The 12,889-nt window shown below is 57.5% G+C and carries 9 protein-coding genes; 7 read left to right on the top strand and 2 right to left on the bottom strand.

Annotated elements, in window-relative coordinates; all coding sequences use genetic code 11:
• Positions 1 to 2 precede the first annotated feature (2 nt).
• Both XX99_RS07265 and XX99_RS07270 read right to left on the bottom strand, forming a co-directional pair.
• Positions 3 to 1,202 (bottom strand): DUF2252 family protein, encoded by a 1,200-nt coding sequence (locus XX99_RS07265; RefSeq protein ID WP_050058718.1) that lies wholly within the window; start codon positions 1,200 to 1,202, stop codon positions 3 to 5.
• 145 nt (positions 1,203 to 1,347) lie between these two features.
• Positions 1,348 to 2,535, bottom strand: coding sequence for a glycosyltransferase (locus XX99_RS07270; RefSeq protein WP_050058719.1), 1,188 nt, complete (start codon positions 2,533 to 2,535; stop codon positions 1,348 to 1,350).
• Positions 2,536 to 3,193: 658 nt separating this feature from the next.
• Here XX99_RS07270 and XX99_RS28570 point away from each other — a divergent pair.
• The 7 genes from XX99_RS28570 to XX99_RS27650 all read left to right on the top strand — a co-directional run bounded on the left by XX99_RS28570 (position 3,194) and on the right by XX99_RS27650 (position 12,881).
• Positions 3,194 to 3,574 carry a helix-turn-helix domain-containing protein gene (locus tag XX99_RS28570; protein ID WP_082125336.1) on the top strand — a complete coding sequence of 127 codons (381 nt, stop codon included), beginning with the start codon at positions 3,194 to 3,196 and terminating at the stop codon, positions 3,572 to 3,574.
• Between the two features lie 391 nt (positions 3,575 to 3,965).
• On the top strand, positions 3,966 to 4,946 hold the full coding sequence (locus tag XX99_RS07280; protein WP_050058720.1) for a polysaccharide biosynthesis/export family protein: 981 nt from the start codon (positions 3,966 to 3,968) through the stop codon (positions 4,944 to 4,946).
• Between the two features lie 41 nt (positions 4,947 to 4,987).
• Positions 4,988 to 7,291: a GumC family protein gene (locus tag XX99_RS07285; RefSeq protein ID WP_050058721.1), complete on the top strand. Its 2,304-nt coding sequence runs from the start codon at positions 4,988 to 4,990 to the stop codon at positions 7,289 to 7,291.
• Positions 7,288 to 8,925 carry a lipopolysaccharide biosynthesis protein gene (locus XX99_RS07290; RefSeq protein ID WP_050058722.1) on the top strand — a complete coding sequence of 546 codons (1,638 nt, stop codon included), beginning with the start codon at positions 7,288 to 7,290 and terminating at the stop codon, positions 8,923 to 8,925. The genes XX99_RS07285 and XX99_RS07290 overlap by 4 nt, the downstream gene beginning before the upstream one ends.
• Positions 8,915 to 10,129 (top strand): glycosyltransferase family 4 protein, encoded by a 1,215-nt coding sequence (locus tag XX99_RS07295; protein WP_050058723.1) that lies wholly within the window; start codon positions 8,915 to 8,917, stop codon positions 10,127 to 10,129. Before XX99_RS07290 ends, XX99_RS07295 begins: the two co-directional genes overlap by 11 nt.
• A gap of 24 nt (positions 10,130 to 10,153) precedes the next feature.
• Positions 10,154 to 11,521, top strand: a complete 1,368-nt coding sequence (locus tag XX99_RS07300) for a glycosyltransferase family 4 protein (protein WP_050058724.1) — start codon at positions 10,154 to 10,156, stop codon at positions 11,519 to 11,521.
• The gene (locus XX99_RS27650; RefSeq protein ID WP_050058725.1) at positions 11,514 to 12,881 is read left to right on the top strand and encodes a hypothetical protein; all 1,368 of its coding nucleotides are present in this window, start codon (positions 11,514 to 11,516) and stop codon (positions 12,879 to 12,881) included. The genes XX99_RS07300 and XX99_RS27650 overlap by 8 nt, the downstream gene beginning before the upstream one ends.
• Positions 12,882 to 12,889: the final 8 nt, after the last annotated feature.

The following is a 12,889-nucleotide window of genomic DNA, read 5'->3' on the forward strand; positions in this document are numbered from 1 at the left end:
TGCTAGAGACCGGAGGCGTAGAGCCGGCAATGTTCGAGGTAGGCTGTCTCGTGATCAGCGATGAGCGCGACCACGCTCGACCAAAGCCAGCTTGGTGCGTCGAGGCTTTTGGAGTGCTGCTTCTTTAACGTAGAAAGCCAGGATGACCTGGTCTTCGAGTCCATCTGCCTTCCGTGGGCTTTGCCTACCACTCCGGCAAGATAGCGCGCCGCGGCCACTGCTTGTTCCTGCGTCAGACGATCGAGATCGAACTTCAGATCCTGGGGCATGAGCTCTCGCATTACCAGGTCTTTGCCCCCAAGCTTGACGGCCAGCATACGCTCTCCAAGGTTGGGTGAGAGTTCACGAGCTCCAGTCACCACTCTTTGCGCGTTGTTGTGAACCCTCATCCTTCGTTGGGGAGCCGCTGCGGACGCTGCCTCTTTCAGATCGATGAGGCAGTAGCTTCGATCGTTTTTCTTGCCGATCCCAAGCAGGACGGCATATCGGAGGCGTCCCAGGGAGCTGCATCCCTTCATCCAATAGGCTGAGTCGACAACCGCAATTGTTGTGCCCTTCTCACGTCCCTTGAATTCCAATATTTTTGCTGTGACAGCTTCTTCCTGGAAGAGCTTTTCGATGCCATCGCGCTCTTTCTTGTCGAGCGTCCAGAAGCGTTTGCCGAGAGGAATTTGGGGTTTGACATCCTCGATTCGCTCCTCCGCAAGATGATGCCAGCGCCGGCGGCGCGATTGCTCTAGAACAACCTGGATCGGCGTGAGGTCGTCGCCGTTTGCTTTTACTTCGGTTCGAGGAGCGGCAAGCGCGGATTCGTACCCCTCGATCATCTGCTCCATCATCTTGACGACCGTGACGCCTGGCAGGTCCGAACCTCGTGCGGCAGTAGCAAGCGAAAGGGCAAGACGAACGAGATCGTGCGCAGGATTGCCCACCACTGTCTGATCGAGGTCCCGGATCTGAATCTCGATTTTTCCCTCGGAATCGGCCAAGGGACCGATATTACCGACATGGCAATCCCCGCAAATCCATATCGACGGTCCCTCGGGAATGGATCGTGAGGAGTGCTTCTTCAGCCATTCGTAGAAGTGAAGGGTATTTCCTCGCACGTAAGCGTGCGCCGATTGGGCCATCTTCAATTGCCGATTTGCGATCAGAACGCGCGCCCGATCCCTCGGCTTGATGGAAACTACTGCATTTGCCATCTGATATTTGTACAGGAAATGTGAACAAACGATGAATGAGGGTGCTCGGAAGGGCTGGCATAGGTCAATCCGCAGCTTGCATGGAATTCACGCCGGCCCACGATCGACGATTTCCTGGTGGGTGAACTGGAAAGCCTCAGCCGCGCTAGGAGAGCCTGACCGGCTCCGGGCCTCTATACTCGCTCGCACTTGCGGATTGGCTATCGGACAGCAACAACGCGTGCCGCATCGCTCGCGCCCGCTCCTGCCAGGTGCCCTTTTTGCTTGCTTCCCAGCGTGCGGCTTCATGCCCATCTCGAAAGCCTGCGGCGCGCAGTTTCCGCAGAGCATGAATCATCTCCTCCGCATTGTCCGCGAGAGCAAGTAGAGGCTCTTTCTCCAGCAGTTCCGCGAAGCCTCGCGTGGCCACCATTGGACGCCCGGCGGCCAAGTGCTCATAAAATCTGGTCGAACTCCCTGAATAGGTGGGTTCCTTCTTGCGATAGGGAAGCACCGCGGCATCCACGCAGCGCGCATACTGCTGCAGTTCGCCGTACGGCTTCATCCCCACGAAGCGCGCATTCGCCTTGACCCATTCGCGAGCGCCCCGCTGCTGAGCATCGGCAATCTGTCTGTCTGCCGGCCCCACGAATAACCAGGAAAGCTCCTGCGTTCGCTGCACCACCTCGGCGATCAACTCCCAATCCATGTTTCCGGAGAGATCGCCGAGGACACCTACGATCGGCCGGGTTAAATCGATTACGTCTGTCGGCAGCGGACCGGGCTCCTCACGGGGTCGGTCAGCGACATTGCTTTCTCGGGTCGCATTTGGAACGACCGTAATTTTGTGGCCCTCGCATTCCGCTTTCTCGATTAAGTATTTGGCAATGCGCCGCGAATTGGGACACACCACTCGAGCCGCTTTGCACATGCGCACATCCAGAGCGCGAACCTGGTCGGCATTCAATCCATCGTAGGCGGCCGTCAAATCGGTTACGTAGTAGATGATCGGGCCAGGCCAACGCTCGGCGACCGGTGCGTAGAACGGTGTCGAGCATATCAGTGGAGACTGCTCCGGCGACTGCGTCTGCGCCACCATTCTTTTGATCATCCCCGTCTCGTAAGGCACGAAGGATCTAATGGGAAATCGCGCGTATCCACGCTGAAGAGGGAACTCCCGCATCTCAAGTGGAGGATTCTCACTTCTACGCGTTCGCTCCCACGTCAGGAACGCTCCCGCATTTTCGATCTTCGGTAGCCAGGCAACGACTGGCTCCATCTCCGCCAACGCTGAGGCAAATTCCTTCATCCAGATGCTTCCGACATCGAGAACTTGCCACGCGTTCATGCTCATGTCCTCTGTCCTGCAATTGCCTCCAAAGAAAACACGGCGGAGACAGGTCCTACTTACGGCCGGAATTTTCGTTGGGAAGAGCGGTGAAAATATAAGTACACAATACAGGTACGAATCGGTCTTATTCTTCGGATTGAACAAATGTAAAACAGTCTCACGCAATAACAACGATAGATCGACCGCAATTAGAAATCTGCCATAGATATCACGGCCGCTGCTCAATAGCCGAAGTAACCATACCTTAAATTACTCTCTCGCTATAGATTAGGAGTTACTTTCGATATTTAAGGCTATTACTGGTCTAAACTTCACTCTAGTCAGGGCTGCCCGCATGTAGTTTGCTGAAAAATTTATGTCGCCTCTAGACAACAACACTAGACCACAGGGGTTGCCTGTGCATATAACAGGGCATAACGATTGGTAAGTCTCGTGGCTTGCTCTTGATATTTTATTCTGACGCCACCATTGGATCGGTTCGGCACTGCATAGAAGACAAGTCTGTTGTCCCCCAAGGTTAAAACAGACTATGCACCCGTCCTACACAATTGAGTTCCGTTAATTCATCGGACACTTCTTTCATTTGTGTGATCATCCTCCTGCCGTAGATAGGATCACTCTCTTTGTGTACAAGGGCTCATACCCGAGGATAGGGTCGCTCATGGTTCTTATAGTAAATACTTCATCGAACTCCGTACCCCGGAGCCGTACTCAGCAGTGGAATCGCGCCCACTCCTTCCGCGGCTATCAATACGCCCTTCACGATCTTCGGTTGCAGGCAGACAGAAAACGTCTCGTACGCGACGAAGCTCCTATAGAAGACAATGGCGAAAATGACATAAGTAGCCGATTCGGGCGCAGACTCCGTCAACTACGCCAGGATCGCTGCCTCACCCAAACTGAAATGGCGAGACGATTCGGAATCGATCGAAGCTACATCAGTGAACTGGAGCGAGGCCGGAAGTCCGTCTCTCTTCCAATGCTTGAAATCCTTGCACTTGGGTTGAAGATGAGCCTCTCCGACCTCTTTAACTCGATTTAGGAGATGTCTCGTCAATGGCTCGAACCAGGATCATGCCATAAACAATTTACGAGATGAGCGCGAGGCCTCGCCAGCAGAGTTAAGGCACAGAAATATGAAATCAGAAAAGCTAGATACTAATTAGTCCAACTTATCGGCATTTAGTCAAAATTAAAAGTAAGTATTGATATTTAAAGACAGGAGCAATCAAGGCGCCGCCTGTATCGTAGTTGAGCATGTTTTGCGGTCCTCTCCCCAAGGATCGAATTCTCCAATCTTTGACTTATTAGAAATAGCCAGGAGCTTGTTGTCTCAAGGCGACAAGCGGAATCCAAGGCACCGGTTATTATCGTTTTTTGAATGTACTGTACTTATGAAACTGCCATCCTCCCAACTACTTGTTGCGGCATGTTTGCTGCTTATTATCTTGGAAAGTGCAGACAGTATCTGTGCAGCCCAGGCAGACGAGACTTCGCGGCTGCAGAGCGGCGGAGCATCTTCTGCCTCGGAAGCTACTGCGCCCTCCGACTATGTTCTTGGCGGAGGCGACCAGGTAGTTATCCACGTACAGGATATGGACGAAATCCCTGCGTCCTCCTTGAGGATCGACCCCGATGGGGGCCTCGATCTGCCGCTCATCGGAAGGGTTCAGGCAACTGGTCTTACCCTGCAGCAATTTAAGGCTGTGCTGACCGCAAAGCTGAGCAAGTACATCAATTCGCCGCAGGTTGCTGTCAATCTAACGGAAAATCAAAGCCGCACAGTCTCGGTCATCGGAGAGGTGAACTCGCCGGGAATTCATCCCCTGCCACGGCCGCGCACTCTGATCGAAGTCATCTCGCTGGCTGGCGGCGTAAAGCCGGACGCCGGTTCCAAGGTGGTTTTAACGCGCGAACTTCGCCGCGGGTCACTGCCGCTGCCCGAGACTCATGTCGATGCCAGCGGAAGGTACACGACTGCATCGCTTTCTCTCGACAACATCTTGTCTGCGAAGCATCCGGCGGAAAATATTTTGATCGAGCCCGGCGACATCGTCTCCATCCCTAAAGGCGAAATCGTTTATGTCGTAGGCAATGTCCATCGGCCGGGAGGTTTCCCTCTCACCTCCCATGAGTCAATCACCCTTCTGCAGGCAGTCTCGCTGGCAGAGGGTCTGGCTCCGAATGCGGCCACGAAGGACGCCAAGATTCTGAGGCCCATCCCAGGAAGTGAAGACAAGCCGCGCGAAATTCCGGTCAATGTCAAAGAGATATTTGCGGGCAGGGCGCCGGACGTCCCGCTCTATGCAAACGACGTCTTGTTTATACCGAATAGTGCGGCTAAGTCTGGCAGCCGTAAGGCGGCGGAGACCGTCTTGCAAGTCATCACGGGCGTAGCAATCTACTCCCGCTAACGGAAGCGACCTCCGAATCGAAGGCGCGAAAGGACGAAGCGATGAAGCGATTTCCTGAGGATGCAGGCGATAGACCTCTCTATCCGCCCGTCTTACAGCCGCAAACGGCGTATGACCCCGCCGACTTGGCGCCGCTTCCTCCTGAAGCTGAAGAGCAAAGGAGCTTTCTGCTCGAGTACTATCGCACCGTCGCCAGGCATCGCTTCCTGATAATCTCGCTCGCCCTATGCGGCGTGCTGGCCAGCGTGATTCTCCATCTCACAACGCTGCCTGTTTATCGCACGCGCACCTCGCTCGAAATTCACAGCCTCAATGGCGACTTCATGAACATGCGGTCGATCGATCCTACTGAAGCTCCATCCACGGGCGAGACCAACATTCAAACCCAGATCAAGCTTCTGGAAAGCGATTCGCTCATGGAACGCACCGGCGAGCGGCTTACTGCCGAAAATCATCCGGAGTTCGTCCAGCAGAACGACACTCTATCCAGACTCAGGCGTCTGGTTGGTATTCCTGGGGGAAGCACAATCCCGTTCAATGATTTGCTGAACGAGACTTCCAAGAGCATGAAGGTAAAACAACTGGGCGTGACCCGGTTAATTGAAATCACCTGCGATTCGTGGGATGCGTCGTTCGCGGCGCGCTTTTGCAACACGCTCGTCACCGAATATCAGTCGGAAGATCTGGAAAGCCGCGGCTCCGAGGCAAAGCGCACCAGCGACTGGCTGATGCGGCAGGCCTCCGATATCCGTCAGAAGGCTGAAGACGGCCAGCGGCGGCTGGTGGCGGCGACGGGCGGCGACGGTCTGGTTCTGAGCCAAGGAACCGACACAGTTGGCGAAGACCGTCTCCGCAAAATGCAATCCGAGCTGGTGAAAGCGCAGGCCGACCGCATGGAGAAGGAGGCGCAGGTAAGCGTCGTTCGCTCCTCGCCCGCGGGCGTGCCCGGTGGCCTGGAGAGCGCGGCCTATGCCGCTGCGCAGGCCAAGCTGGCCGATCTGGAAGCGCGGGTCGCAGCCATTGTTCCGCCGCTCACAGAGGCTAATCCCAAGGTGATCCACCTTCGGGCAGAGATAAAAGAAGCGCAGGATGGTCTTGAGAAAGAGCGGACCGCTGGTATCCAACGGCTGCAGAGTGAATACTCCGCCGCGAAGCATCGCGAGGAGCTCCTGGAAATGGCGTACAACAGGCAGGAGTCCAGCGTCTCTTCCGATCTTCAAAAGGGTTCGCAGGTTAATCTTCTTCGGCGCGAAGTCGAGTCCGAGCAGCAGCTCTATCAGACACTTCTGCAAAGAGCCAAAGAAGCCGGCTTCGCCTCCGCGATGCAGGCCTCAACGATTCGCGTGATTGACGAAGCGCGGCCGCCGCGCATCTCAATCTACCCAAATCGTATCGCCACCGGAATCACCAGTTTTATTGTCGGGGCTCTTCTCGGAGCTGCAATCGCCTTCTTCAAGGATCGGAATACGACGGTGCTGCGCGAGCCAGGCGAAAGCAAGAAGTTTCTCCACGTGGAGGAGCTAGGGGTGATCCCGTCTCCTGCTAAGGGCAAGTTTCTTCCGTCAGGCCGGCCGAAGAGCCAGATTCTCGACATCGAGAACAGGCCATGTTCCGCCGAACTGCAGACGGCGCGCTGGAGTGACCACTGTTCGTTGGTCGCCGAAGCTTATCGAAACGCGACGTTGTCCATCCTGCTCGCGAATCGCCCCGACCAGGCGCGAATCTATGTCATCTCATCACCCGGCGTCGGAGAGGGCAAGACTACGGTCACGTCCAACCTCGGAGTTGCGCTCAGTAAATCGGGGCTTCGCGTTGTGCTTATCGACGGAGACATGCGCAAGCCCAGCCTGCATCGCGCTCTCTCGGTTCCCAATACCTTCGGGCTTCGCAATGTTCTGCGTGGTGAGGTGGATCTATCGTCCTCCTTGCCGGCTGGGCTGTGTAAGACGACCGCATTTCCGCAGCTGTCGGTCATTCCTTCCGGCGTAGGGAAGGAGCAGGCGGTCGAGCTTCTCCACTCTTCCAAGTTCGGAGACCTCCTCACGCGGCTTTCGCATGAGTTCGACGTAGTCCTGGTTGACACTCCGCCGGTGTTGCACATCTCAGACGCGCGCGTCTTCGCCCGGCAGGCTCACGGAGCGATTCTCATCGTCCGCTCCGGTGTCACGACGCGCGAGCAAGCTATGAATGCACGCGACATATTGGAGCGCGACCGTGTGCCGGTGATGGGAACGATCCTGAACGATTTCAACCCCGCAAAGGGCGGCAACTCCAGCTACTACAACTCCTATTACGCATATCAGCAGCACTCGGAGTCGGAGAGCGATCTGGTGGTGAATTCTTGATCGTTCCCGCAATCCTGCCCGATCCGGCCGTGAACGGAGATCTTCCGCTCGACGTAGCTGTGCCGATTGCGGTCGCGCCCCAACGCATTCCTCGCCACGTCGTTCAGCAAGTTGCGAGCGGGACATCCGCTCTGGCGCTCGGTGTCTTCCTTGAGCGAGGCTGCGGATTCGTGGCTAACATCCTCGCGGCGCGTTTTGGAGGAACAGCTGTCTTTGGAGCCTATTCGCTCGCCGTCAGCACCGCGAACAATATCTCGACCTACGCTGCAGGCGGCATAGGCGCAACGGCCGCGCGATTCTCTGGAAAATATCCCCGCGGTACTCGTGGATACTCAACGCTGGCGCGCGCTCTTGTTATCGTTTCGTTGGTGTCAGCCGGGATAGCCGCGTCTGGATTGTGGCTTGGCGCGGCACCGATCGCGGCCCTGCTGCATAAAGCCAGCCTCACCGGTCTGCTGCGCTGGGCAGCTATCTCCGCTGCCGGAATCATTCTGCTCGAGTGCGCACGCGGTTTCTTCGTAGGCCAGCGTCGCCTGGCCGCCTTGGTCCTGCTATCGCTAATTGTCGGCGCCGGTATGGTTTCGCTTCTCCCACTCATGGCATCCATGCACCGGCCCTCGCGCATGATCGTAGCCCAGGGTGCGGTGACTCTTACTGCCGTTCTCATCTGCATAGCGCTGGCACGGCCACTCGGATTGATGCGCCGCCCGGAAGCCGACAGGCCTCTTCCGTTGATCCCCATGCTGAAGGAAGTCTGGTCCTTCGGCTTTATCCAGCTTGCCGGCGTTGTTGCTTCGAATCTCGCCGGATGGTGGCTTACCGCACTGGTGGCAAGAGCAGATGCCACGCTAGCGCAGATGAGCTTCTTCGCCATCGCCAGCCAGTTGCGCAATCTTGCCGGCCTCGGCCCATCTCTCATCACCGAGGGAAGCTATGCAACGATGGCCGACCCCGAAGGAGAGCGCACCCGGACACCGCACAGCGTAATGGCGCTCTGCACCTATGCGTCGACGGCCGTCGCGCTCGTGCTCGCATCGCTGGGCATCATTCTTGTTCCCTGGGGTTTGCATCTTCTGTACGGAAGCAGTTACAGCGGCGCCGCCATCACCGCTGTAGTCGCCCTCTCAATCGCAGTCGTACACATGGGGAATGCCCCCGTCGCGGCACGGCTGACGATCGTATCTATTCGCATGACCGGAGCGATCAATACTCTCTGGGCTATCTTCGTCGCGATCGCCGGATCGCTTCTGCTGCTTCATGGCGGCAGCGCCGCCGAAGCCATGACCATTTATCTTGCCGCTCATGTGCTCTCAGCCGGGCTCGTACTTGGCGTGCTTATCCACAAAGATCATGTGCCTGCGGGCATGCTGCAACTGTTCCTTCTCAGCACGTCGACCGTCGTCGCACTCGCGGGAATGGCCGTCGCTCGCCAAGTCTATCAGGCACACACCGCACTCCTCTCGTCGATGATGCTGCTTACGTTTTGTCTCTCGCTCGCCCTGCTCTTTCTCCTCGGGAGACGCCATCACTGGCTGCCCACTCCATCGGCGGTTCGTCAATTCTTCTTGCGCACTGGACCTTCGATGCTCGGCTTCGCGGGCATTCGCAATGGAAGGATCGGCCATGGCGATTGATTCCTGCATCCTCGATCGCCCCGGCAAGACCGCGCAAATGCAATCTCCTGCCGCCACTGCGCAAACCTCGAATCCCTTAAATCTGCTCGCTTATGTGCATCTGAGAAACATCCACGGCTCTACCGGAGCCGGTCGCACCGCGAGGCAGATCGTAGAGCATCTGGGCAAACGCAGCGATATACACATGCGAATCCTTGCCGATGCAGGAGATCAGCGGCGCATCCTGCCGCTGGTACAGGCGCCATGGACTGGCTATCGTTATCACACTTTCTCCGCTGACACATCGCGCCAGCAGGCGAGGTGGTTTTGGCTTGACCATCCCAAAGCCGAAACATTTTGGGAGGACGCCCGCCTCGTTTACTGCACCGCGGAGTCCTACGTTCCGGTTGCGAAAGCTCGTCTTGCCGTTACCGCGCATGACGCAGGCTATTTTGAAAACGGCGCGCATCATCGCGATGCGGGCTATTGGAAGCAGCGGCTGAAATGGCGTCTTCTCTTCCAGAAACTCAGCAAACGTGTCGATCTCTTTCACACCGTGTCCGAATTCTCGGCCAGTCGCCTCGCCCACTTTTTTCCAGAGATTGCGTCGCGCATCCGCTGCGTGCACAACGGGGTTACCCCGCATTTCTTCGCTCCTGTCACCGATGCCGGCCGCATCTTCCTGTCGGAATCTGGTCTTGGCACGAGGCAATTTGTTCTGGTGCCAGGAGGCCTGCACTTTCGCAAAAATGCCGAACTCATTCTGGAAGCGTCCCGCGTGTTGCTCGAGCGCTTTCCCGATCTCGTGATCGCGGTAGTGAATCACTCGCACCCCTGCTACATCGCGCAGGCCGAATCTCTAGGTGAGCGTTTCAGGCTTCTGGGCTTTGTCTCTGATGAGGCGCTGCATGCCTGCTACTCGGCGGCCCAGCTCGTCTGGTTTCCTTCTCGGTACGAAGGCTTTGGGCTTCCAGTAGTAGAAGCCATGGCCTGCGGCACGGCGGTTGTCGCAAGCGATTCATCGTCGATCCCCGAGATCGCAGGCGCCGCCGCTTTGCTTGTCGATCCATCGCAAATGGATGCGCACGTAGAAGCAGTCTCAACCCTACTCACCAACGATCAGTGGCGGCAGCACTATGCCGAGTTGGGTAAGGATCGTTCGAAGCAATTCACGTGGGACAAGTCAGCAGCAGATTTGAAGCAGCATTTCGACGGATTGCTTTAGACCCCGTCGCGGAGAAAGCGCATCATGCCTCTTCTTGAGCAGGCACCCACAACCCGGAAACAGGCCGCCTCAGTCGAGAGCTTCGCCAGCGGACCTCTTGCAAATGTCCGGCCTTCCCGTGCGGTGGTCGTGCACAGCGGCGCGCGCGACGGCTACCAGCTGGCGCTCGCTCTGGAAGAGGCCGGGCTGCTGGAATGTCTAGTCACAGATTTGTTTTGGTCCCAGGACAGCCGCATAGCAAAAACTTTCAGCCGGGATCTTCCGAAAAAAGCGTTGGCTGCGCTGCTGCGCCGTAGTGTTCCGGGGCTGCCCGGGCGCAGACTCTTGCCATGTTCTAAGACCGGTCTGTGCGGGCTGTTGCTCGAAAAGCTGCCGCATATCCCGGTTGGCGTGCGCCGCAGCTTCATGCGCTACGCGGATGGTGTGCTGGGTCGCACTGCAGGCCGCAGGGCAAGGAAGAAAGGCGCCGCGCTGGTTAGCTACAGCTACTACGGCTATGACGCGTTCAAGGCCTATGGCGCAGGCGGAATGCTCTTCCAGGTTCATCCACATCCCGCGACCATGCGCCGCATTCTCCTTGAAGAGCTGAAGCTCCATCCTGAATGTGCTGACTCGCTCAAGCTGGAGTGGGAACTCGCGCTTCCCGAACAGGACTTTCAGCACCTCGTGCAGGAGACCGAGATGGCCTCGCGCTATCTCGTTGCCTCTTCGTTCTCGCGGGACAGTCTCGTCGAACATGGCGCTTCGAAGAAATCCATCAACGTCATCCCCTACGGCATCGATCTCGATCGATTTCATCCAGATCCGGCGAAGTCCCGCAGTCGTAGCTCCAAGCTGCGCCTGCTTTTTGTGGGACGCATCAACCAGCGCAAAGGCGTGAAGTATCTGCTCGACGCGCTCCGCCTTCTCGATACGGATTCGGTGGAACTCACCGTGTGCGGCCGCGTCGTTGATGGGCTCGACCTCTTCCGCCCATTCGCCTCGCGCGTCGAGATTCGGCCCTCGGTGAGCGATGCCGATCTTGTGGCCGCCTACCAATCCGCCGACCTCTTCGTGTTTCCATCTTTAGGCGAAGGGTTCGGTCATGTGCTCCTGGAGGCGATGGCGTGCGGGCTCCCATTTCTTTCCACCACTCATACCGCCGCCCCGGATCTGATCGATGACGGAGTGCAGGGCTTCATCGTGCAGCCGCGGCGTCCCGACTTGCTTGCTGCCCGCATTGAATGGGCAATCCGGCACCGTGGCCAGCTGGAGGAGATGGGGACTCTCTCGCGAGATCGCGCACAGCATTTCACCTGGCAGCGCTTTCGCCGCGCTGCGGCCGAAGAAGTGCGAAGCTTCATGTTGGGAGAGGCCCTGCATGGCAAGGACCGGGGGCTGAAGGATGTTTGAGATTCTGCTTGCCGCCGCAGCCGCACTCAGCATACTCGCGATCCTCTGCGCGCTCGATGTCAGCCAGGATGTCTTCCACCCTCTGGTCTTCGTCGGCCCCATGCTCGGCTTTCTCTACGCCTGGATGCCGTGGAAGCTCATCACTCTCGGCGGCCTCGATCTCTACTTTGACAACGACCAGCTTGTCTTTGTGCAGACATTGAACGTGCTTGGCATCCTGGCGTTCGTAGCCTGCTGCCTTGGCGCCGGCGTGCGCATTCCTCGCCGGCAGAAGAGACGCGCAGCGCGGCTCTCCCAAAAAACGGTGCAGCGCCTCTTGATCGGCGGAAGCATCGCGGGCGGCATTGGCCTGCTCTGCTGGGCCATCACGATCGTCAATGTCGGTGGCTTCGTCAACGCCTACAGCGCGTCCTATTCAGGTGGATGGGACGACAGCGGCTACATCCGCGACGGAAGCCTTCTGCTTCTCCTCGGTGTGCTCATGGCGGTCACCACGCGTTCTGCCGGTGGACCGCGCTGGCCCAGCTATACGATGATGGCGGTCTTCGGTCTTCCCTGGCTTTCATCCGCTTTGCTGATGGCGCGCCGCGGGCCGACCTTCGCGCTGGCCGCAATTCTGCTCATGGGCTGGTATATCAACCGTACCAAGCGCCCGCCCCTCGTCGCCGTGGGCTTAGCCGGAGCCTGCCTCGGCTGGCTGGTGCTCTTTCTCGTAACCAATCGCCAAAGCATCTATCTGGGCTCGAACTTCGACATGAAGACGGATGTCGGTGACATCATTGAAAAACCCGACACCGGCAACGAATGGATCTATGGAGCAGGCACGGTCCTGAGTTCACAGCAGCGCGGCCACTATTTCTGGATGCGACGCTACCTCGCGCAAGTTCTGGTCCGGCCCATTCCAAGCGCCATCTGGCCGACCAAGTATGAAGACTTCGGAGTACCGGAGCTTCTTCATAATGCCGGCACCGGTGAAGGCTTTACCGACGCTCTCAGCTGGGATGGCGCTGTAGGTTCGGCCCCCGGGATCGTCGCCGATCTATGGGTCGAAGTATGGTGGCTCGCCATTCCGTTCATGGGCCTTCTGGGCTGGATATATGGCTACGTGTGGAAGAAATCAGTCACACGCGGAGGCCCCTGGTCCAGTCAATTTGTTTTACTCTCCGCCTTATCCATTTACATGGTGATGCAGACCATGGAAGCAGTGATCTTCCGTACGCTACTGCTTTCTATTCCTTGTTGGCTGACCTGGCGATGGGCTCTTGCCCAGCCAGCGACGCGACGGCGGCCTGCTGTTCGCCATTTTGCACCAGCATTCAGAACACAACCCTTGGTTTTGAGGAGTACCGATCGTGTTTAACTCTCGAC

It is taken from the genome of Silvibacterium bohemicum (assembly GCF_001006305.1).
Classification (GTDB): domain Bacteria; phylum Acidobacteriota; class Terriglobia; order Terriglobales; family Acidobacteriaceae; genus Silvibacterium; species Silvibacterium bohemicum.